General features: G+C 63.1%; 19 protein-coding genes, 2 tRNA genes and 3 rRNA genes. 16 read left to right on the top strand and 8 right to left on the bottom strand.

The genetic code is table 11. The features are described 5' to 3' along the window. Positions 1–68: 68 nt before the first annotated feature. Together N8I74_RS17155 and N8I74_RS17150 are read right to left on the bottom strand one after the other, a co-directional pair. Positions 69–794, bottom strand: coding sequence for a YebC/PmpR family DNA-binding transcriptional regulator (locus tag N8I74_RS17155; protein WP_263124383.1), 726 nt, complete (start codon positions 792–794; stop codon positions 69–71). Between the two features lie 162 nt (positions 795–956). Beyond that, positions 957–1808 carry a hypothetical protein gene (locus tag N8I74_RS17150; protein WP_263124382.1) on the bottom strand — a complete coding sequence of 284 codons (852 nt, stop codon included), beginning with the start codon at positions 1806–1808 and terminating at the stop codon, positions 957–959. A 63-nt stretch (positions 1809–1871) separates the two neighbouring features. Here N8I74_RS17150 and N8I74_RS17145 point away from each other — a divergent pair, with 63 nt between their 5' ends. Next, a complete protein-coding gene (locus tag N8I74_RS17145) occupies positions 1872–3518 on the top strand; it encodes a methyl-accepting chemotaxis protein (protein ID WP_263124381.1) in 1647 nt (548 codons plus the stop codon). Between the two features lie 32 nt (positions 3519–3550). Here N8I74_RS17145 and ubiA read toward each other — a convergent pair whose 3' ends face one another. After that, positions 3551–4417 carry a 4-hydroxybenzoate octaprenyltransferase gene (gene ubiA / locus N8I74_RS17140; RefSeq protein WP_263124380.1) on the bottom strand — a complete coding sequence of 289 codons (867 nt, stop codon included), beginning with the start codon at positions 4415–4417 and terminating at the stop codon, positions 3551–3553. A gap of 139 nt (positions 4418–4556) precedes the next feature. Then, positions 4557–5084 (bottom strand): chorismate--pyruvate lyase family protein, encoded by a 528-nt coding sequence (locus N8I74_RS17135; RefSeq protein ID WP_263124379.1) that lies wholly within the window; start codon positions 5082–5084, stop codon positions 4557–4559. 143 nt (positions 5085–5227) lie between these two features. Here N8I74_RS17135 and N8I74_RS17130 point away from each other — a divergent pair, with 143 nt between their 5' ends. The 5 genes from N8I74_RS17130 (at position 5228) to N8I74_RS17110 (ending at position 9167) form a co-directional block, all read left to right on the top strand. Beyond that, on the top strand, positions 5228–5932 hold the full coding sequence (locus tag N8I74_RS17130; protein WP_263124378.1) for an AzlC family ABC transporter permease: 705 nt from the start codon (positions 5228–5230) through the stop codon (positions 5930–5932). Then, positions 5929–6255 carry an AzlD domain-containing protein gene (locus N8I74_RS17125; RefSeq protein WP_263124377.1) on the top strand — a complete coding sequence of 109 codons (327 nt, stop codon included), beginning with the start codon at positions 5929–5931 and terminating at the stop codon, positions 6253–6255. Before N8I74_RS17130 ends, N8I74_RS17125 begins: the two co-directional genes overlap by 4 nt. Positions 6256–6330: 75 nt before the next feature. Continuing rightward, positions 6331–7476: an 8-amino-7-oxononanoate synthase gene (bioF, locus tag N8I74_RS17120; protein ID WP_263124376.1), complete on the top strand. Its 1146-nt coding sequence runs from the start codon at positions 6331–6333 to the stop codon at positions 7474–7476. Then, entirely contained in the window at positions 7473–8240 is a 768-nt protein-coding gene (gene bioH / locus N8I74_RS17115; RefSeq protein WP_263124375.1) for a pimeloyl-ACP methyl ester esterase BioH, read from the top strand. The genes bioF and bioH overlap by 4 nt, the downstream gene beginning before the upstream one ends. Positions 8241–8531: 291 nt before the next feature. Beyond that, positions 8532–9167, top strand: a complete 636-nt coding sequence (locus tag N8I74_RS17110) for a hypothetical protein (protein ID WP_263124374.1) — start codon at positions 8532–8534, stop codon at positions 9165–9167. Between the two features lie 66 nt (positions 9168–9233). Here the strand turns inward: N8I74_RS17110 and N8I74_RS17105 are convergent, their stop codons facing one another. The 4 genes from N8I74_RS17105 to grxC form a co-directional block, all read right to left on the bottom strand. Then, positions 9234–10226 carry an NAD(P)H-dependent glycerol-3-phosphate dehydrogenase gene (locus N8I74_RS17105; protein WP_263124373.1) on the bottom strand — a complete coding sequence of 331 codons (993 nt, stop codon included), beginning with the start codon at positions 10224–10226 and terminating at the stop codon, positions 9234–9236. Further along, positions 10223–10621 (bottom strand): SH3 domain-containing protein, encoded by a 399-nt coding sequence (locus tag N8I74_RS17100; RefSeq protein WP_263124372.1) that lies wholly within the window; start codon positions 10619–10621, stop codon positions 10223–10225. Before N8I74_RS17100 ends, N8I74_RS17105 begins: the two co-directional genes overlap by 4 nt. Before the next feature lie 28 nt (positions 10622–10649). Beyond that, complete coding sequence (gene secB, locus N8I74_RS17095) at positions 10650–11132, bottom strand: protein-export chaperone SecB (RefSeq protein WP_263124371.1); 483 nt, start codon at positions 11130–11132, stop codon at positions 10650–10652. A 108-nt stretch (positions 11133–11240) separates the two neighbouring features. Continuing rightward, positions 11241–11501 (bottom strand): glutaredoxin 3, encoded by a 261-nt coding sequence (gene grxC / locus N8I74_RS17090; RefSeq protein WP_263124370.1) that lies wholly within the window; start codon positions 11499–11501, stop codon positions 11241–11243. A gap of 425 nt (positions 11502–11926) precedes the next feature. Here grxC and N8I74_RS17085 point away from each other — a divergent pair. From N8I74_RS17085 to N8I74_RS17040, 10 genes are all read left to right on the top strand, one after another. Beyond that, positions 11927–13460: ribosomal RNA gene (locus N8I74_RS17085) — 16S ribosomal RNA — on the top strand. Positions 13461–13523: 63 nt separating this feature from the next. Continuing rightward, positions 13524–13600: transfer RNA gene (locus N8I74_RS17080), tRNA-Ile, on the top strand. Positions 13601–13635: 35 nt separating this feature from the next. Then, a tRNA-Ala gene (locus N8I74_RS17075) sits at positions 13636–13711 on the top strand. Positions 13712–13953: 242 nt separating this feature from the next. After that, positions 13954–16843 (top strand): 23S ribosomal RNA (locus tag N8I74_RS17070). Positions 16844–16991: 148 nt separating this feature from the next. Further along, a 5S ribosomal RNA gene (gene rrf / locus N8I74_RS17065) occupies positions 16992–17104 on the top strand. The 16S, 23S and 5S rRNA genes sit together here with 2 tRNA genes alongside, the layout of an rRNA operon. A 290-nt stretch (positions 17105–17394) precedes the next feature. Then, positions 17395–18498, top strand: coding sequence for a chorismate synthase (gene aroC, locus N8I74_RS17060; protein WP_263124369.1), 1104 nt, complete (start codon positions 17395–17397; stop codon positions 18496–18498). Positions 18499–18506: 8 nt separating this feature from the next. Next, the gene (locus tag N8I74_RS17055) at positions 18507–19136 is read left to right on the top strand and encodes a DUF4136 domain-containing protein (RefSeq protein ID WP_263124368.1); all 630 of its coding nucleotides are present in this window, start codon (positions 18507–18509) and stop codon (positions 19134–19136) included. Positions 19137–19188: 52 nt separating this feature from the next. Continuing rightward, positions 19189–20025 carry a presqualene diphosphate synthase HpnD gene (hpnD, locus tag N8I74_RS17050; RefSeq protein WP_263124366.1) on the top strand — a complete coding sequence of 279 codons (837 nt, stop codon included), beginning with the start codon at positions 19189–19191 and terminating at the stop codon, positions 20023–20025. Then, positions 20018–21313, top strand: coding sequence for a hydroxysqualene dehydroxylase HpnE (gene hpnE / locus N8I74_RS17045; RefSeq protein WP_263124364.1), 1296 nt, complete (start codon positions 20018–20020; stop codon positions 21311–21313). The genes hpnD and hpnE overlap by 8 nt, the downstream gene beginning before the upstream one ends. 14 nt (positions 21314–21327) lie before the next feature. Beyond that, positions 21328–22086, top strand: a complete 759-nt coding sequence (locus tag N8I74_RS17040; protein WP_408611835.1) for an SDR family NAD(P)-dependent oxidoreductase — start codon at positions 21328–21330, stop codon at positions 22084–22086. Position 22087: the final 1 nt, after the last annotated feature.

The raw sequence follows: 22087 nt of genomic DNA, 5'->3' as shown, positions 1-22087 counted from the left end.
CCGGGGCGATGGCGGCGGCCAAGCAAAAGGGCGCCCGGGGGCGCCCTTGCATCGCGACGAGAGCTGGCTCAGTCGTTCAGGACCGCAGTGGTGTACACATCCTGCACATCATCCAGCGATTCGAGCGCATCCAGCAGCTTCTGCATCTTGAGCGCGTCCTCGCCCGACAGATCGGTCTCGGCCTGCGGCTTCATCGTCACCTCGCCCAGCTCGGCCTTGAAGCCGGCCGCTTCCAGCGCTTCCTTGATACCGATGAACTCGTAGGGCGGGGTGATCACCTCGATCGAGCCGTCCTCGGCGGTCAGCACATCCTCGGCGCCGGCCTCGAGCGCGGCTTCCATCAACGCATCCTCGTCGGTGCCCGGTGCGAACACCAGGTAGCCGCAGTGCCTGAACTGGAAGCTGACGCAGCCGTCGGTGCCCATGTTGCCGCCGTACTTGGAAAACGCATGGCGGACGTCGGCGACGGTGCGGGTCTTGTTGTCGGTCAGGCAGTCGACCATCACCGCCGCGCCGCCGATGCCATAGCCCTCGTAGCGGGTCTCGATGTAGTCCACGCCTTCGAGCTGGCCAGTGCCACGCTTGATGGCATTCTCGATGTTGTCCTTGGGCATGGATTCGGCCTTGGCCTTGTCGATCGCCAGCCGCAGGCGGGGATTCATGCCCGGATCGCCGCCGCCTTGCTTGGCCGCGACAGTGATTTCCTTGATCAGCCGTGTAAAGATCTGGCCGCGCTTGGCGTCCTGACGGCCTTTACGGTGTTGAATGTTCGCCCACTTGCTATGGCCGGCCATGATGCATGTTCCTGCTGGAGGGTGTTGAAATTGCCGGGGATTCTAGCACAGCCGTCCACGGCGCCCGGCGGCCGGCCTTCCGGAGCTGCTGGCCATCGCCGCAGCCGGTGCGCCTGTCCATCGCCCCGGCGCCACAGCACCGGACCCCCAGTCCGACTGCCCTCAGAGCCAGTGTGCAAGGCGGGCGCTGCCATAGACCAGCAATGGCGCCACTGCTGTCAGCAGCATGGCGGCGGTGCCGGCGCGCCGCGTCAGCAGCATGGCCCAGGCCCCGGCGGCCACGAGGCCCCATGGGGCCGGCAGCAGGCCGAGCGCGCACGCTGCGGGCACGGTGGCGGCAAGCCAGTGCAGCAACGCCAGGACAATGCGCGGGCCTGATGACGGCGGTGGCGGCCGTAGTTGCGGCAATGCCTTGGCAAGCGTGGGCAAGGCCGTGTCCGCATCGGTATGCAGTGCGGCGATCGCCCGTGCTGCGGCGGCAGGGGCGTATCCGGCGGCGATCAGCAGGCCGGCAAGGCCGAGGCTGGCTTCCGGCCCCGGCAGCACCTCGCCGTCGTCAGCGCCGCCCGGGTCAGGGACAGCGGGGGCGCGCCAACGCCACGCCTGATAGAGCGCACCCGACAGCGTGACGGTCCAGGCCAGCAGCGCCTGACTTTCCGGCCAGCGATCAAAACCGGCCAGGAAGGCCGGCAGGCACAACACCCAGAGCAGCCCGTCCTGGCGCATCTGACGCAGCCGGCGCTGCAACGCACGCTGATGCGGGCCGTACAGGGCCAGCGCCGGCAACTGCGCGCAGGCCAGCCAGTGCCAGATCAGCCACGGGCCGCCCCAGTCCAGGAGCCGTCCGAGCAGCCGGACGCGCATGCTGCGGTGCGCCGGGCCGCTGCCGGCCAGCTCCAGCCACAGCCACTGGCGCGGCGAGCCGGCTTCAAGGTCGGACCAGCGACGCATCAGCGCGATGCGCTCCCCGTCGTCGAACGGCGGCATCAGATGGGCGGAAAGCCGGGCAAGCATAGCCGCATTGTACGGGCGCGGCCCATCGGGCCGCACGTGTTGCGCGGGCTCGGCTATAACCGGATGACCGACTTCATTGCCGAGGACACCATGCCGCTTTCGCTGACCATTCGTTCGCGCGTGATCGCCTTCGGTTGCCTGGCCACGCTGCTGCTGCTGCTGCTGGGCCTGATCGGGCTGATCAGCATCCGGGCGCTGAACGAAGGCATCGAGGCAGGCATGATCAGCGTCAGCGCGGTGCGCAACCAGGGTGACGCGGACATGATGCATGACGCGATCCGCGCCGATGTGCTCTCGGCGGCACACCTGCGGGTCGAGGGCGCCACACCGCAGCAGTTCGACGAGGTGGTGGGCGAACTCGCCGAGCATATCGCCAAGCTGCGCCAGGACGTGGCCGACAACGAGGCCCTGCCGTTGTCGGCGCAGGAGCGGCAGGCGCTGGCGTCGCTCAAGCCCGACCTGGAGCGCTATGCGCAGCAGGCCACCGCACTGGTCCAGCGTTACCGAAGCGGCCAGGAAGATGACCGGCTGTATGGTGAATTCAAGGAGAGCTTCTCCCGGCTGGAGGACAGCATGGCGCGTTTCAGCGACCTGATCGGCGAACGCGCCAAGGCCGTGAGCGAAACGCAGCGCGCACAAAGCCGCAGCGCCTTGATATGGGCCTATGGCGCCATGGGCGGCGGCGTGCTGCTGCTGGGAGGGCTGTCATGGGCGCTGTCGCGCGGGATCCTGCGGCCGCTGTCGCGCATCCAGCAATTCATGCTGTCGCTGGACAATGATCTGTCGCGCCGTTGCGAGGATGGTGCGCGTGATGAGACCGGTGACATCGCGCGTTCGGCCAATACGCTACTGGGCAAGCTCGCCACGCTGATCGGGGTGGTGCAGCAATCGGCACGGCAGGTGGCCCTGACCGCCAAGCAGCTGGCATCGCAGACCGCGACCACCCGGCAACGCATGCTCGATGCCAGCAGCAGGGCAAGCACGTTGGCCGGTGAGGCCGGGACGCTGGCCAGCTCGGTGGACGAGGTGAACCAACGCATCGCCGGCACCACCGCGGTGGCAAACGATGCGGCCACGCTGGCCATCGAATCGGCCCGCGCGCTGGAGGAGGCGATGCGGATCAACGGCCAGCTGCGCGAGACCGCATCGCAATCGGTGTTGCGCATCAACCAGCTCGCCGAATCGGCCGAACGGATCAACCAGGTGGCCACCACCATCCGGGAGATCGCGGACCAGACCAACCTGTTGGCGCTGAACGCCGCGATCGAAGCGGCGCGCGCCGGTGAACAGGGGCGCGGGTTTGCGGTGGTGGCCGATGAAGTGCGCAAGCTGGCCGAACGCACCGCGGTCAGCACCGGCGACATTTCGCAGACCACGGCGCAGATCCAGCGCTGCATGACGGAAACCGTACAGTCCATCGAGCTGCTCAGCCAGCAGGTGGGCAGCAGCGCCGACCGGCTCTCCGGCGCGTCGCAGGCGCAGCAGCGCATCGTCGCCGGCACCGATGAGATGCGCCGGATCGCGCAGGATATCGCCACCGCCGCGCAGCATCAGAGCGAAGCCATCGGCAGTTCGGTCAAGGGGGTGCAGGGTATCGCCGCGCTGATGGCGCAAAGCGAGTCCGAGGTGGACGGCATCCGTCAGGCCAGCAACGAGCTGGATGCGCTGGCGCACTCGCTGCAGGACAACGTCGGCCGGTTCCGCGTCTGAGCACTGCCTGGCACGGGTGGCCGGCGGCGTGGTCAGCCCAGCAGGTAGTCCAGCAGGAGCCCCGCGAACACGGCGCCACCGATGCGGTTGTTGGCCAGAAAGGCCGAGAAGCAGCGCTGCGGATCGCGCTCCTTCAGACGCGGATACTGGTCGAATGCGACCAGTGCCGCGGCGGCGGCAAGCCCCGCGAAGTAGGGCACACCACGTCCGAACGAGGCGCCTGCCCAGCCCATCAGCGCCAGGAAGACCGCTTGGCAGAACAGGATGGCCGCCACGTCCAGGCGGCCAAAGGTGATGGCAGCGGTACGGATGCCGATCTTCAGGTCGTCCTCACGGTCGCACATCGCGTAGGCGGTATCGTAGGCTACGCTCCAGAACACGTTGGCCAACAGCAGCAACCAGGCGATCGGGGGCACGCCGCCGGTCTGCGCCGCGAATGCCATCGGGATGCCGAAACCGAATGCAATCCCGAGATAGGCCTGCGGGATCGCCAGGAAGCGCTTGGTGAACGGGTAGCTCGCGGCGAGCAGCACCGCCGGCACCGACAGCCACCGGGTCAGCGCATTCAACGGCAGGATCAGCACGAACGCGGCAGCGGCGAGCGCCGTCGCCAGCCATAGCGCCTCCCTGGCCGTGACTTCGCCACTGGCCAGCGGGCGGTGGCGGGTACGCGCCACATGGCCGTCGAAGTCGCGGTCGGCGTAATCGTTGACCACACAGCCGGCCGAACGCATCAGCACCGTCCCCAACACGAAGATCAGCAGCACGGTGGTGTCGGGCCGCCCCTGGCCGGCAAACCACAGTGCCCACAGGGTCGGCCACAGCAACAACAGGATGCCGATCGGCTTGTTTAGGCGGGTCAGGCGCAGATAGGCGTCGAATTTGCTCGGGCGGGGCATGGCGGCGATCCGGTGATACAGGATGGCGCCCGCGCTGTGCGGCGGGCGAGGCCGCATTGTGACGCACCCGGCCGGGCACGAACAGCGGGTCGGCCCCGTGCCTGCGGGAGTGCGGAATCCGGGTGCGTTGCCTTTCGGCCTAGAAATGCGGAGGCAGGAAGACTTCGGTGACCAGCAGCCGGTCGGCGCCGGCGTAGAACACGGAACGGCGCGCCCACAGCCGCCGCGGCAGCGGCCCGACCGCCTTGCGTGCCTTGCGCCACAGGGGATGGCGCGCATCGACGCGGCACCATGCAAGGCGACTGCGCGCAATGGTCGGCGAAGCAAACAGCAGGGAGCCCAGCGAGCGCCCGCCCACATGGCGGAACTTGCGAAAACCGCGCCGTACCGCGACCGCAGTGGTGACGCTATGCGCAAACACCAGCGGCGTGGTGCCCGCGCACAGCAGCACCTCGCGCGTCGGAGCGTGCCTCACCCCCGATGCCAGGCACAGGGTGGCCAGCTCGTCCTGGTGCGGGCGGGCGGCCTGCTGCTTGAGCACGCGGACCTGGAAGTCCGGATGGTGGGCGATCAGCCTGGCGGTGAGCGAACCGGCCTCGGTCAGCCAGGGACGCAAGGCGCGGGGAGCAAGGCACAGCGGGTGATGCCAGCGATGCGGGTGGGGCATGGGCGGCGGTTCTGAAGGAAGGGCCGCATTATGCCACGCGCTGTCGCACGGCCATGCGGCGGCGGGCCGGCGCCGCCGCCATACCGGTAAATTGGGGAAAGCAGCCATGCGGCCCGGCCGGGTGCGCTCGCTATCATCGAGCCATGTCTCGACACTCTGCCGGGTCCGACTTCTGGGCGGGCATCCGCGATACGCTGCCCATGTTGATCGGTGCCGCACCGTTCGGGCTGATCTTCGGCACATTGGCGGGCCCTGCCGGGCTGACGCCCCTGGCCACCCTGGCCATGTCGCTGCTGGTGTTCGGCGGCGCCAGCCAGTTCATCGCGATCAGCCTGCTCGCCGCCGGCACCGGGGCGTGGGTCATCATTGCCACCACCTTCATCGTCAACCTGCGCCACGCGTTGTACGGCGCCGCGCTGCGGCAGCAGGTACTTGCCTGGCCGCGCGCGCAGCGTGCGCTCGCCGCCTTCTTTCTCACCGACGAGACCTTCGCCATCGTCATCAACACGTTGGGCAAGGGCGGGCCTGTCCATCTGCGGCACTACTATTTCGGCTCGGCGCTATCGATGTATGGCAATTGGCTGGCGTGGACGCTGGTCGGGCTGCTGCTGGGCGATGCGGTCCCGCAACTGGCGCACTGGGGCCTGGAGTTCGCCATGGTCGCCACCTTCATCGGCATTGTCGTCCCGCTGCTGCGCGGGCGTGCCGATCTGTTGGCTGCCCTGGTGGCGGGCGTGGTGGCGCTGCTGGCCCATGGGCTGCCCTACAAACTGGGCCTGATGGTGGCGGCCTGTGCGGGCATCGCGGCCGGTCTGGCGATGGAACGGTATGGACGGACGCCGTCATGAACGTATCGGGCGAGTACTGGATGATCCTGGGCATGGCCGCTGTCACCTATATCGTGCGTGTGAGCCTGTGGCTCGGCGAAGGCCAGGGTTTTCCGCCGCTGGTGCGGCGTGTCCTCAACTACGTGCCGGTCGTGGTGATGCCAGCCATCGTGGTGCCCAGCGTATTGTTGCCCCATGGCGCGTTGTGGCTGGACTGGCGCAATCCGCAGCTTGCCGGGGCGCTGGTCACCGGCCTGATCGTATGGCGCTGGCGCCGCCTGCTCGCCGCCATCGTTGGCGGCATGCTGGTGTTTGCTGCCTGGCGTCTGGCGTTCGCTGGCTAGGTTGGGCGCTGCGCCTGGGCCCCGGGGCGGGCGATGCAACCGTACAATGGCCGCCTGCCATTGCCGAGGCATACCATGCCGTTTGCATCGCTCACCGCCGAACTGGATACCCGCCACCTTGCTGGGCTCACCCGCCGCCGCCGTGTCGTCCAGACACGAAACGGCGCCCGCTTGCAGCTGGACGACGCGACGCTGCTCGATTTTTCCAGCAACGACTACCTGGGGCTGATGCAGCATCCAGCGCTGGTCGCCGCTGCACAGCGCGGTGCTGACGCGTGGGGTGTGGGAGCCGGGGCGGCGCATCTGGTCACCGGCCATACCGCTGCCCACGAGCAGTTCGAAACCCGCTTCGCCGCCTGGGTGGAAAAGCCGGCGGCGCTGGGGTTCAGCTCGGGCTACCAGGCCAATCTGGCGGTGGTGTCCACGCTGCTGGACCGGCACGACGCAGTGTTCGCCGACAGACTCAACCACGCATCGCTCAACGACGCATGCGTGCTGGCGCGGGCGGCGTTCCACCGCTATGCACACAATGACCTGGCGGCGCTTGAACGGCTGCTGGCGCAAAGCACGGCGCGGCGCAAGCTGATCGCGGTGGATGGCGTGTTCAGCATGGATGGCGACTGCGCGCCGCTGCCCGGGCTGTTGGCGCTGGCCGAACGCTATGACGCCTGGCTGTACGTGGACGACGCGCATGGATTCGGTGTGCTGGGTGCGGGCCGGGGCAGCGCGGCCGGGTTGTCGTCGCCGCGCCTGATCTACATGGCCACGCTGGGCAAGGCGGCCGGGGTCGCCGGGGCCGCAGTGGCGGCCGAGGAGGTGGTGATCGACTATCTGATCAATTTTGCCCGGCCCTATGTATGCACCACCGCCTCCCCGCCGTTGCTGGCCGAGGCACTGTGCGCCAGCCTGACGCTGATCGAGACCGAGGCGTGGCGCCGTGAGCGGCTGGCGGAGCACGTGCACCAACTACGGACAGGGCTGGCTGATACACCGTATCGGCTTGCAGCTTCGTCGACCCCGATCCAGCCACTGCTGGTGGCGGACAGTCAGGCAGCCTTGCATCTTTCCGCGCAACTGGCCGGGCGCGGCCTGCTGGTGGCCGCGATCAGACCCCCCACCGTACCCACCCCGCGGTTGCGGATCGTGCTGTCAGCCCAGCACAGCCGCGACGACGTCGCGCAGCTGATCGGCGCGCTGCGTGAACTGGCGGGTGCCGCATGACGCTCTTCAGCGAAACGCTCGGTCGTGGCCCGGACGTGGTGTTCCTGCATGGCTGGGCCATGAACGGCGCGGTATGGCGGACGGTGGCGGCGCAGTTGGCCGACGATTTCTGCTGTCATCTGGTCGACCTGCCCGGGCATGGCGGCAGCATGGTGCCGGCACCGCCGACGCTGGAAGGCATGGTGGCCGCGCTGGAAGAGGCATTTCCACTACCGGTGCACGTCGTCGGCTGGTCGCTGGGCGGTGCGGTCGCCCTGCAATGGGCATTGTCGCGGCCGGACAAACTCCGCTCGCTGACCCTGACCGCCACCTCTCCCTGTTTCATGCAACGTGACGACTGGGCGCCGGCGATGGCGCCGGCCACGCTGGCCCAGTTCGCGGCCAGCCTGGATGCCGACTGGCGCGGTACGCTCAAGCGTTTCATCGCGCTGCAGGCGATGGGCGACGCGGCGGCGCGCACAGTGGCACGCGAGTTGACCGAGGAGCTGTTTGCCCATGGCGAACCGCAGTTGACGGCGTTGTGCGCCGGGTTGGAACTGCTGCGCGATACCGACTTGCGTGCAAGGGTGCACGAACTCGACCTGCCGATGCTGCTGCAGTACGGTGACCGCGACACGCTCACCCCGTTGGGCGCTGGAGTGTGGCTCTCCGCACGGCATCCCAATGCCACCTTCATCGTCCATCGTGGTGCCGCGCATGCGCCTTTCGTCTCGCACCAAGCGGATTTTGTGGCGGCATTGCATCGTTTCCTCGCTGCCGTTTGAGCGCCGCGATTGAATCATCCGCTTGAGACGGGTCCTAGGCTGTATCGATACTGAGCTGGACGACACGCCGGCGGCCCGCTGCCAGCTGTCTCACCCGGGCAGTTGAATATCGGGCCAGGAGCGCTTCGTTGAGGTCGGGAAAGACCAGGCGCAAGGCGCGTGTTGCAGGTCCGGCCGTTTGTCAAATCCGGTATGCGAAGGGCAAGCAGCGTAAACCGGCGCCCTCAAATTTGCGGCCCGCCTGCCGATCACTGCCAGTGCAGGCATGCAGCAAGAGCAGGAGAGATCACGATGGCCAATGGGATTTCGGGTATCACCACACAGCCCACCGGCGTGCGGCCGGGGCGCATCGACGAGGAGACGGGCAGCAGCGGCCGGACGACTTCCCCGGCAATTGCCCCGGCGCAGCAGGAAAAAGTCACGCTGGCCGGTGAGCGCACCGAATCGCTCACCTACGCCGATCCGCGCGCGAGGCTTGCGCAAAACCGCCCCGATCTTGCGCAACTGCTTGACGAGTCGGAGCGTCAGGTCGGGCAGGTCATGCAGTTCCTGCGTGGCGTGCTCGAACAGCAGGGGCTTGCCGTGGGTAAGGTGGCTGCTGGCGAGCAGCGGCTGAACCTTGATCCTCAGACGGTTGAAGCCGCGCAGCAGGCGGTGGCCGAGGATGGGGAATGGGGCGTCAGCAAGACCGCCGAGCGCATCCTGGACTTCGCGCAATATGCCATCGGCGACGATCCGCAGCAGCTGGAAACGATCCGCGCGGCGGTCCAACAGGGCTTTGACGAAGCCCGGCAGATGCTGGGTGGCACGTTGCCGGAAATCAGCGAAAAGACGTACGAGGCGGTGATGGCCGAATTCGATCGCTGGCAGCAGGACGGATTGCCACAGAAGACACAGAACGAGCCGCGGCTCAGCCAGGAAGCGTAGATACTGCCACGCCCATCCCGGGCATGACCCGGAATGCGGGCGCGGACGTCGCCCCACACGGTGCAATCAGATGGCGCTTTCCATCTTGGGCGCACGTTCCATCAGCATGCTGACCACGTCATCCACCGTGGCCTGGTCGAACAGCATGCGGCACACGGCGCGCGTGATCGGCATGTCCACGCCCAGCTGTTCGGCCTGACGCAGCACTTCCCGTGCTGTCGGCACCCCTTCGGCCACATGACCCAGGTTGATCAGGATGTCGTTCAGCTTCAAGCCCTGGGCCAGCAGCAATCCGACCCGCCGGTTGCGTGACAGATCGCCGGTTGCGGTCAGCATCAGATCGCCGATGCCGGCCAGCCCCATGAAGGTCTCGGCCTTGGCGCCAAGGGCCGCGCCGAAGCGCGCCATTTCGGCCAGACCCCTTGTCAGCAGTGCCGCACGGGCATTGAGACCGTACTGCAGGCCATCGCATACGCCAGCGGCAATGGCCAATACGTTCTTCACCGCGGCACCGATTTCCACCCCGATCAGATCGTCGCTGGCATACAGCCGCAGCAACGCTGTATTCAACGAAGTCGTCGTCTCACGGGCGAACGCGCCGTCATTTGAAGCAATGGTGACGGCCGCCGGCAGGCCCTTGGCCACTTCCTGTGCAAAGCTCGGGCCGGACAGCATGCCTCGCGCAATGCCGGGATCCAGCACTTCTGCGGCGACCTGGTGCGGAAACAGCATCGAGCCCGCCTCCAGCCCTTTGCAGGCCCACAACAGGGGTGTACGGCTGCCATGGCCCGCAAGTGCCTGCAGGGTAGGGCGCAGTCCGGCCATCGGCGTGACGATCAGGAGCAGTGCCGCGTCCTGCACGGCGTATTCAAGGTCTGCACTGACCTGCAAGCTGGCAGGAAACGGCGCGGAGGGCAGATAGCGTTGATTCTCGCGCTCGGCCTCCATTGCGGCCGCCTGCGCCGCATCGCGGCTCCATAACGTGACGGCATGCCGTTCGGCAAAGCGAATCGCCAGGGCGGTACCCCATGCGCCGGCACCCAAGACGGCAATCTTCATATGCCCCAGACTTCCTCGATACGGATGAACCCTTCCTGGCCGCCCTGGTGCTTGACCCGGAGCCAACCGGTTCGGGTATTGTCCAGCAGGTTGAGCAGCAGCCCCTTATCCGCCCTGAATACCACGGAGGCGGCACTGTCGGGCTTGAGGTGCACCGCGCTCAGACGCAGCACCTGGACGGTGCGGGTCGCAGCCAGATCGCCCTTCCTGGCCCAGGCCAACGAACCGGCCGAATCGCGCACCCGCAACCACTCGCCCTGTTCGGTCAGGACTTCGACAGGCGTACCCCGGCTCAGGACGAATGCCTTGGCGGCTTGTGCCTGCGGTTGCTGGTAAAGCGGCACGCCATGGCGTGCCGCTGAGCGGAACTCGACTGCCTGTGCGGTCTGCGCCAAAAGGGCACAAACCAGCACTGACGCAGCCTTAATGAGTAGTCTGCGCTTCGCCATTGGCTTGTTGGGCTGCCTGGGCTTGGCGTTGCTGCAGATAGATGGCCTCGAAGTTGATCGGTTGCAGCAGCAGCGGGGGGAAACCGGCGCGCGTGGTCAGATCGCTGATGGCTTCGCGCAGATAAGGGAACAGGATGCTGGGGCAACCGATGCCGAGCAGCGGATCCAGCTCCTGCTCGGGGATGTTCTCGATGCTGAAAAGACCGCCTTGGGTGGCCTCGACCAGGAACAGCGTGCGGTCGGCCACCTTGGCCGAGGCGGTCACTGTCAGGGCTGCTTCGTAGAAGCCATTGTCGAAGCTGCGCGCATTGTTGCGGAACTGGATGTTGAACTCAGGTTGTTCTTCTTCCATGAACGCCGCCGGGGCATTTGGCACCTCCAGCGAAATGTCCTTCACGTACAGCTTCTGGATGGCAAATACCGGCTGCTGGACTTCCTGTTGTTGCTCGTCGCTCATCGCGCTTCCTTCCTGGGTGTTTAGTGTAGATATCCTATCGGCAGAACAGTCTTGGCATGCTGCCGGGTGCGGCCGGAATCATCGCACGATTCGGTCATAGCGGACAGCTCAGCCGTCACCCAGCAACGGCATGAGGCCGTTGGCCCGATCGAGTGCCGCAAGATCATCGTATCCACCGACATGGGTGTCGCCGATATAGATCTGCGGCACCGTGCGTCTGCCGGTGCGCTGCATCATCTCCAGCCGCAGTGAAGGATCCATGTCGACCCGTATCTTCTCGATCTCGGTCACACCACGGGCTTTGAGCAGCCGTTCCGCCATCACGCAGTAGGGGCAGACGGCCGTGCTATACATCAGTACTTTATTCATGGGGCCCATCGGGTTCGTGATGCCCATGCGCTCCGGCAAGGGCAGGACATACCTATATATAAAGGTCATATATATAGAGGCCTGCCGAACGCAAGTTGTTCCGGCCCGCAACGACCGCCGAGGATTTTTCTTCTTCAAAACAGGCGGTTGTCGATTTTTTGGGGTGACGCCCGGTTTGCTTGTTGACGCGGTGTCGTGCAGTCCGTATAGTTCGGTTCTTCGCTGCTGACGCGATGAAGAAAACGAAGCGAAACGAAGAGTTTAGCAGTTTTCGGCGGGTCAGGGGCAACGATCTTTAACAAGTTACAGCCGATGCGTGTGAGTGCTTGATCAAGACATCAAGTGCTCGCACAAACGATAGGAAATTATCTTCGGATGATTTCTTTGAGAAAGTACGAGCCAAAGTACGAAATAGCTAAGTGATTGAACTAAAGAGTTTGATCCTGGCTCAGATTGAACGCTGGCGGCATGCTTTACACATGCAAGTCGAACGGTAACGCGGGCTTCGGCCTGGCGACGAGTGGCGAACGGGTGAGTAATACATCGGAACGTGCCCAGTAGTGGGGGATAGCCCGGCGAAAGCCGGATTAATACCGCATACGCCCTGAGGGGGAAAGTGGGGGATCGCAAGACCTCACGCTATTGGAGCGGCCGATGGCAGATTAGCTAGTTGGTGAGGTAAAGGCTCACCAAGGCGACGATCTGTAGCGGGTCTGAGAGGACGACCCGCCACACTGGGACTGAGACACGGCCCAGACTCCTACGGGAGGCAGCAGTGGGGAATCTTGGACAATGGGCGCAAGCCTGATCCAGCAATGCCGCGTGGGTGAAGAAGGCCTTCGGGTTGTAAAGCCCTTTTGTCAGGGAGCAAATCCTTGCCGTTAATACCGGCCGGGGATGAGAGTACCTGAAGAATAAGGACCGGCTAACTACGTGCCAGCAGCCGCGGTAATACGTAGGGTCCAAGCGTTAATCGGAATTACTGGGCGTAAAGCGTGCGCAGGTGGCTTGTTAAGAGCGATGTGAAATCCCCGGGCTCAACCTGGGAACTGCATTGCTGACTGGCTCGCTAGAGTGCGGCAGAGGGGGGTGGAATTCCACGTGTAGCAGTGAAATGCGTAGAGATGTGGAGGAACACCGATGGCGAAGGCAACCCCCTGGGCTGACACTGACACTCATGCACGAAAGCGTGGGGAGCAAACAGGATTAGATACCCTGGTAGTCCACGCCCTAAACGATGTCTACTAGTTGTTGGGGTTTTCGAACCTTAGTAACGCAGCTAACGCGGGAAGTAGACCGCCTGGGGAGTACGGCCGCAAGGTTAAAACTCAAAGGAATTGACGGGGGCCCGCACAAGCGGTGGATGATGTGGATTAATTCGATGCAACGCGAAAAACCTTACCTGGTCTTGACATGTACGGAACCCTTTAGAGATAGAGGGGTGCCTTCGGGAGCCGTAACACAGGTGCTGCATGGCTGTCGTCAGCTCGTGTCGTGAGATGTTGGGTTAAGTCCCGCAACGAGCGCAACCCTTGCCACTAGTTGCCAGCATTCAGTTGGGCACTTTAGTGGGACTGCCGGTGACAAACCGGAGGAAGGTGGGGATGACGTCAAGTCCTCATGGCCCTTATGACCAGGGCTTCACACGTCATACAATGGTCGGTACAGAGGGTTGCCAACCCGCGAGGGGGAGCCAATCCCACAAAACCGATCGTAGTCCGGATTGCACTCTGCAACTCGAGTGCATGAAGTCGGAATCGCTAGTAATCGCGGATCAGCATGCCGCGGTGAATACGTTCCCGGGCCTTGTACACACCGCCCGTCACACCATGGGAGTGGGTTCTACCAGAAGTAGCTAGGCTAACCGCAAGGAGGCCGGTTACCACGGTAGGATTCATGACTGGGGTGAAGTCGTAACAAGGTAGCCGTAGGGGAACCTGCGGCTGGATCACCTCCTTTCAAGAGTCAGTCTTGACTCAAGCACTCACACTCATCGGCTGTAGGTTGAAGATACGGAGAACTGGGTCAGTAGCTCAGTCGGTTAGAGCACCGTCTTGATAAGGCGGGGGTCATAGGTTCGATTCCTATCTGACCCACCATTTGCCCTAGGCAGATGATCAATCAGTTTACCGATGGGGGCATAGCTCAGCTGGGAGAGCACCTGCTTTGCAAGCAGGGGGTCGTCGGTTCGATCCCGTCTGCCTCCACCAGCACCTGGTGCTGATCTGGAAGGAATCAGAATGAAGGGCATTGCATGACGCAGTGTGTTTCATTCTGACTGCTTCAGTTGGAAGAGTAGTAACTCTGTATCTGATCTTTAACAAGATAGAAGAAGCAAGACTCAAATTAAGTTTTTTTGGGTTTGATTGTATCGAGTTCTGAATTCGACAAGTCGAAGGATTCAGACGTCGCAAACACCGTAACCAAGAACACGACGTGTTTGAGGTTATAGGATCAAGCGAATAAGTGCATCTGGTGGATGCCTTGGCGATCACAGGCGATGAAGGACGCGGCAGCCTGCGAAAAGCTGCGGGGAGCTGGCAAACGAGCTTTGATCCGCAGATGTCCGAATGGGGAAACCCACCTCTTTTGAGGTATCCATGACTGAATACATAGGTCATGTGAGGCGAACCAGGGGAACTGAAACATCTAAGTACCCTGAGGAAAAGAAATCAACCGAGATTCCCAAAGTAGTGGCGAGCGAAATGGGAAGAGCCTGTACGTGATAGTCCTTGTTTTAGCAGAACGGCATGGAAAGGCCGGCCATAGTGGGTGATAGCCCCGTATGCGAAAAGACAAGGGTGGTACTAAGCGTACGACAAGTAAGGCGGGACACGCGAAATCCTGTCCGAAGATGGGGGGACCATCCTCCAAGGCTAAATACTCGTGATCGACCGATAGTGAACCAGTACCGTGAGGGAAAGGCGAAAAGAACCCCGGGAGGGGAGTGAAATAGAACCTGAAACCGGATGCATACAAACAGTGGGAGCCCCCTCGTGGGGTGACTGCGTACCTTTTGTATAATGGGTCAGCGACTTACGTTCAGTAGCGAGCTTAACCGAATAGGGGAGGCGTAGGGAAACCGAGTCCGAATAGGGCGTTTAGTTGCTGGGCGTAGACCCGAAACCAGGTGATCTATCCATGGCCAGGATGAAGGTGCGGTAACACGCACTGGAGGTCCGAACCCACTAGTGTTGCAAAACTAGGGGATGAGCTGTGGATAGGGGTGAAAGGCTAAACAAACCTGGAAATAGCTGGTTCTCCCCGAAAACTATTTAGGTAGTGCCTCAAGTATCACTAACGGGGGTAAAGCACTGTTATGGCTAGGGGGTCATCGCGACTTACCAAACCATGGCAAACTCTGAATACCGTTAAGTGCGAGCTTGGGAGACAGACATCGGGTGCTAACGTCCGGTGTCAAGAGGGAAACAACCCAGACCGCCGTCTAAGGTCCCAAATGCTAGATTAAGTGGAAAACGAGGTGGGAAGGCATAGACAGCCAGGATGTTGGCTTAGAAGCAGCCATCATTTAAAGAAAGCGTAATAGCTCACTGGTCGAGTCGTCCTGCGCGGAAGATGTAACGGGGCTCAAATCTAGAACCGAAGACGCGGATGTATCTTTGATACATGGTAGGGGAGCGTTCCGTAGGCCTGTGAAGGTGGCTTGTGAAGGCTGCTGGAGGTATCGGAAGTGCGAATGCTGACATGAGTAGCGTTAAAACGGGTGAAAAGCCCGTTCGCCGAAAGCCCAAGGTTTCCTACGCAACGTTAATCGGCGTAGGGTGAGTCGGCCCCTAAGGCGAGGCTGAAAAGCGTAGTCGATGGGAAACAGGTTAATATTCCTGTACCGATTCTGAGTGCGATGTGGGGACGGAGAAAGGTAGGTCAGCCGGGTGTTGGATGTCCCGGTTTAAGCGTGTAGGTGGGGGATTTAGGCAAATCCGGATCCCTGTTAACACTGAGGCGTGATGACGAGGGCCCTTTGGGCCCGAAGTGATTGATCCTATGCTTCCAGGAAAAGCCACTAAGCTTCAGCTCAGAATTGACCGTACCGCAAACCGACACTGGTGGGCAGGATGAGAATTCTAAGGCGCTTGAGAGAACTCAGGAGAAGGAACTCGGCAAATTGACACCGTAACTTCGGGAGAAGGTGTGCCGCAGTAGGGTGAAGGTCCTCGCGACTGGAGCTCGACGCGGTTGCAGTGAAAAGGTGGCTGCGACTGTTTATCAAAAACACAGCACTCTGCCAAGACGAAAGTCGACGTATAGGGTGTGACGCCTGCCCGGTGCCGGAAGGTTAAATGATGGGGTGCAAGCTCTTGATTGAAGCCCCGGTAAACGGCGGCCGTAACTATAACGGTCCTAAGGTAGCGAAATTCCTTGTCGGGTAAGTTCCGACCCGCACGAATGGCGTAACGATGGCCACACTGTCTCCTCCTGAGACTCAGCGAAGTTGAAATGTTTGTGAAGATGCAATCTCCCCGCTGCTAGACGGAAAGACCCCGTGAACCTTTACTGTAGCTTTGCATTGGACTTTGAACGGACTTGTGTAGGATAGGTGGGAGGCTTTGAAGTGGTGACGCTAGTTGCCATGGAGCCGTCCTTGAAATACCACCCTGGTGCGTTTGAGGTTCTAACCTAGGTCCATCATCTGGATCGGGGACCGTGCATGGTAGGCAGTTTGACTGGGGCGGTCTCCTCCCAAAGTGTAACGGAGGAGCTCGAAGGTCACCTAGGTACGGTCGGACATCGTACTGATAGTGTAATGGCACAAGGTGGCTTGACTGCGAGACCGACAAGTCGAGCAGGTGCGAAAGCAGGACATAGTGATCCGGTGGTTCTGTATGGAAGGGCCATCGCTCAACGGATAAAAGGTACTCCGGGGATAACAGGCTGATTCCGCCCAAGAGTTCACATCGACGGCGGAGTTTGGCACCTCGATGTCGGCTCATCACATCCTGGGGCTGTAGCCGGTCCCAAGGGTATGGCTGTTCGCCATTTAAAGTGGTACGTGAGCTGGGTTCAAAACGTCGTGAGACAGTTTGGTCCCTATCTGCAGTGGGCGTTGGAAGTTTGAGAGGGGCTGCTCCTAGTACGAGAGGACCGGAGTGGACGCACCTCTGGTGTACCGGTTATCACGCCAGTGGTATCGCCGGGTAGCTAAGTGCGGAAGAGATAACCGCTGAAAGCATCTAAGCGGGAAACTCGCCTCAAGATGAGACTTCCCTAGAGCCTTGAGCTCTCTGAAGGGTCGTTCAAGACCAGGACGTTGATAGGTCGGGTGTGGAAGCGCAGTAATGCGTTAAGCTAACCGATACTAATTGCCCGTGTGGCTTGATCCTATAACCTGAACCAGGTCGGTTCAGGGTGGCGACAAGCTCGTATGATCTAACCTGAAACGAATTTGAGTGTGTGGGGCTGTCGGCCGCGCACCGCTTCTTCTATCGATTTGGAGCAGGACTGTATACAGTCGTAGCTCAACCAGTTACGTCTGGCGACCATAGCGAGTTGGCCCCACGCCTTCCCATCCCGAACAGGACCGTGAAACGACTTAGCGCCGATGATAGTGCGGGTTCCCGTGTGAAAGTAGGTCATCGCCAGACTCCTCATGAAAACCCCCGGGTGCTCACGCACCCGGGGGTTTTGCTTTAGGATCGGCGATCCAGCGCACCCCGGTCCCGGTTGTTGATCTGGCGGGGACGGTGGCACTCAGGTAAGTCCGCCATTGGGCAGCTGGCCACCCCGCCCCGGCGTCAGCACCACCTTCCGGCACGCATCCTCCTTCAAAAGATTCCAAAGCAATGGTCTTGGTCCGGGCTGCGTTCCTGGCTGCCGCTACGCCCGTGTTAAGATAACCGGCTCGAATCGATCCCATGCTGCATAGGAAACCGCGATGTCCGGCAATACGCTTGGTCTTCTATTTACCGTCACTTCGTTTGGCGAAAGCCATGGCCCGGCCATCGGTTGTGTGGTCGATGGCTGCCCACCGGGGCTCGAATTGCAGGCGGCGGATATTCAGGCGGAGCTGGATCGGCGCAAGCCCGGCACCAGTCGTCACGTCACGCAGCGCAAGGAGGCCGACGAAGTCGAGATCCTCTCGGGCGTATTCGAAGGCAAGACCACCGGTACATCGATCGGCCTCCTGATCCGCAATACCGATCAGCGTAGCCAGGACTACGGCAAGATCGCCGAGACGTTTCGCCCGGGGCATGCCGACTACACCTATTGGCACAAGTACGGCATTCGCGACCATCGTGGTGGCGGGCGCTCGTCGGCGCGGGAGACTGCAGTGCGCGTCGCTGCTGGCGCCATTGCCAAGAAGTGGCTCAAGGAGCGCTACGGTATCGTCGTCCGCGGTTATATGAGCCAGCTGGGTGAAATCCCGGTGCCGTTCGCCTGCTGGGAGGATGTGGGGCAGAACCCGTTCTTTGCGCCCAACGCAGCAGTGGTGCCGCAACTGGAGCAATACCTGGATGACATCCGCAAGGCTCGCGACTCGGTTGGTGCCAAGATCACCGTGGTGGCGCAGAACGTGCCGGTGGGCTGGGGCGAGCCAGTGTATGACCGGCTCGATGCCGACATTGCCTACAACATGATGAACATTAATGCCGTCAAAGGCGTCGAGATCGGCGCGGGCTTTGCCAGCGTCGCCCAGCGGGGCTCGCAGCACTGCGACGAACTCACGCCGGAAGGTTTCGTCGGCAACGAGGCCGGCGGCATCCTGGGCGGGATCTCCACCGGGCAGGACATCGTGGTGAATCTGGCGGTCAAGCCGACTTCGAGCATCGCCCAGGAGCGCCGTTCGATCGACAAGGCTGGCAATCCGGTGATGATGGCCACCACTGGCCGCCACGATCCCTGCGTCGGTGTCCGGGCAACGCCGATTGCCGAGGCCATGCTGGCGTTGACGCTGATCGATCATGCGTTGCGGCACCGCGCGCAGTGCGCCGATGTTTCGGTGTCCACGCCGCGTATCCCGGGGCATATCGCCAAGTGACCATGCTGATGCGCCGGCTTGCCCTGCTGTCGGTGCTGTTGGCAACAGGCTGTGCAGCGCCGCAGTTTGTGGCGCAGGTCAGTGTGCGCCATATGATCGATGCACCGTTCCAAGGCAAACGTTTTGCGTTCCAGCGCAATGAGGCGCAGCAGCAGAGCCTGCTGCAGCGCGAGGTGGAACAGCAGGTGGGCGCGGCCCTGGCACAACAAGGGCTGGCGCTGGTCGGCGCGCACGAGGCCGACTGGCTGGTTTCACTCGATTATGGTTCGGACAAGGGGCGTACCGTCACCCGCCAGCAGCCGCTCTGGGGCACGGTTGGCTACGGTGTCTGGTACCAGCGGCTCGACACTGCCAAAGGTGCCGTCTGGGTGCCCCGTTACTACCCGGAATCGGGCATCGTCGGCAGTGTGCCTATCTCGCATACCGTCTATACCCACTTCCTCAGCATGGATATCTACGACAGGCGCACCCTCGCAACCGGGGAGTTCGCCAAACGCTATGAAGGGCGTGCCACTCATGCTGCCGATGAAGCGGCGCTCGATCCTGCCCTGCCTTGGCTGATACGGGCACTGTTCCAGTCCTTCCCAGGCTTTTCCGGGGCCACCCGGGAAGTCCGCCTGCTGCTGCCGCAGAAGTAGCCGCGGCCGCTTGCGGTACAATGCCGGCCGACCCAACTTCGCGGAGCGCGCCGTGACGCCTGATCAGTATTGCGAGGACAAGGCCGCTCAAAGCGGTTCGAGTTTCTACTACAGTTTTCGCTTTCTGCCGGCAGAGCAGCGCCGGGCGATTACCGCGCTTTATGCTTTTTGCCGTGAAGTGGACGACGTGGTGGATGAATGCCACGACGAAACCGTGGCCAGGACCAAGCTGGCATGGTGGCGTGCCGAGGTGGATCGATTGTTCGAGGGGCAGGCGCAACATCCGGTCACCCGGGCATTGAGTGCACTGCTGCCGCGCTACGATCTGCAGCGGGTGCATTTCCTGGAAGTCATCGACGGCATGCAGATGGATCTGGAGCAGGTGCGCTACAACAGCTTTCGCGACCTGCAGCTTTACTGTTACCGCGTCGCCTCGGTGGTCGGCCTGATGGCCGCGAGCATCTTCGGCTATCAGAACAAAGAGACCCAGAAGTACGCACACGATCTTGGCATTGCCTTCCAGCTCACCAACATCATCCGCGATGTCGGTGAGGACGCGCGGCGTGGACGCATCTATCTGCCGGTCGAGGAGCTGCAGCGCTTCAACGTGCCGGCGGCCGACATCCTGAATTACCGCGAAACCGAGAACTTCCGGCAGCTGATGCTGTTCCAGATCGCCCGTGCCGAGGAGTACTACCAGAAGGCGATCGCGCAACTGCCCGCAGTCGATCGCAAGGCGCAGCGCACCGGACTGATCATGGCCGCCATCTACCGCGCGACGTTGGACGAGATCAAGCGCGACGGGCCGGAAAAGGTGCTGAACCAGCGTCTGAGCCTCACGCCGATCCGCAAGCTGTGGCTGGCGTGGCGGACCTGGTGGTTTGGCTGAGACCGTGACGGTGCCTCGTCTTGCCGTGCTCGGTGGCGGCTACGCCGGCATGGCTGCGGCGGTGGAGGCGGCCAGCCGCGGTGCTCGCGTCACTGTGCTGGAGGCCGGCCGCGTGCTGGGCGGACGGGCGCGGCGGGTGGTGCTGGACGGCCGCACGCTCGACAACGGCCAGCACCTGCTGATCGGGGCCTATCGCGAACTGCTGGCGCTGATGCGCCGCGTCGGGGTCGATCCGGCCAGGGTGTTGCTGCGTACCCCGCTCGATCTCAATGTGCTGCCCGGTTTCCGGATGCGCTGCCCGGCCTGGCCGGCGCCGCTGCATCTGGCTGCGGCGCTGCTGAGTGCACGTGGGTTGGCGCTGGCCGAGCAATGGGCACTGACGCGCGCGGTGCTGGCCGCAAGGCGTGGGCAATGGCGCTGCGTGCCCGATCTGTCGGTGGCGGCGTGGCTGGCACAGCAACGGCAGTCGGCTGCGTTGATCGCCCGGTTCTGGCAGCCCTTGACGGTGGCGGCGCTCAATACACCGCTCGGGCAGGCGTCGACCCAGGTGCTGTTCAACGTTTTGCGGGACAGCCTGGACGGCGCCACCAGCGATTCCGATTTCCTGTTCCCGCGCGTCGATTTCTCCGCGCTGTTGCCCGATGCCGCAGCAGACTGGTTGGCACTCAACGGTGGCGCAGTCGAACTTGGCACCACGGTCAAGGCGCTGCGGCGCGATCCGGCCGGCTGGCAAGTCAACGACGAGACCCGGCGTTTCGATGGCGTGATCTGTGCGCTGCCGCCGCATCGGCTGGCGATGGCCCTGGCCGAAGTTGCGCCTGCACTGGCGGCTGACGTCGCCGCCTGGGCATTCCAGCCCATTGTCACGCTCTATCTCGAATATCCGCGTGCCAGCCTGCCGCAGCCCATGCTCGGGCTCTCCGGCGGGTTGGTGCAATGGGTGTTCGATCACGCCCATACCCACGGCAGGCCGGATCGCATTGCGGTGGTACTGTCGGCCGAAGGGGTGCACTCGCAGCTCGCCCGGGACGAGCTGGAGGCGGCGGTGGTCGCCGAGCTGGACGCGGCCTTCGGGTGGGGCCGGCCCGACTGGCTGCGCAGCATCGCCGAGAAGCGTGCCACCTTTGCCTGCGTGCCGGGCTTGGTGCGGCCGGACAATGCCACGCCCGATCCGACTTTGTGGCTGGCCGGCGACTATACGGCCGGCGACCATCCGGCCACCCTTGAAGGCGCGGTGCGCAGCGGCCTTGCCGCCGCGCGTGGGATAATGCCGCGATTGGCAACTTGACGACGGTAATCCGCATGAGTGACTGGAAGACCTACCCGGCCATGGCCGACGAACTCAAAGACCGCGTGATCCTGGTGACCGGAGCGGGCCAGGGCCTGGGCGAAGCCGCCGCGCTGGTGTTCGCACGGCAGGGGGCCACGGTGATCCTGCTTGGGCGCAATGAAAAGAAGCTCGCCCGGGTCTACGACGCCATCGAGGCGGCGGGCGGTGCGCGCCCGGCCGCCATTCCGCTCGATCTGGCCAAGGTGGGCGAGCCGGAACTGGCCCAGATGGGCATGCTGATCCAACGTGAATTCGGCCGCCTGGATGGCATCCTGCATGCGGCCAACGGCTTTGCCTTTCTGTCGCCGCTGTCCAACCAGAAGCTGGACGAATGGGTCGATCAGTTCCGGGTGAATGTGGCGGCACCGTTCGCGATGACCCGCGCCTTGCTGCCGCTGCTGGAAAAATCGCCCGATGCGTCGGTGCTGGTGCTGGGCGAGTCGCACGCACTTGCACCCCGGGCGTACTGGGGGGGCTACAGCGTCTCCAAGGCTGGTCAGCAGAACTGGGTGGAGATCGCCGCCGACGAGTGGGATCGTTTTACCCAACTGCGCATCAACCTGCTGGTGCCCGGCCCCATCCATTCGCCGTTCCGTACCCGCACCCATCCGGCCGAGGCGCGCGAAAGCCTGCCGGCCACCGACAGCATCGTGCCGGCGCTGCTGTATTGGATGGGCCCAGCCAGCCGTGGCCAGAGCGGGCATACCCTGGTGTTCAACGAGGCAGGTTGAC

The sequence above is a fragment of the Chitiniphilus purpureus genome, assembly GCF_025642115.1.
Lineage (GTDB): Bacteria > Pseudomonadota > Gammaproteobacteria > Burkholderiales > Chitinibacteraceae > Chitiniphilus > Chitiniphilus purpureus.
This window is presented reverse-complemented; position numbering and strand designations above follow the sequence as displayed.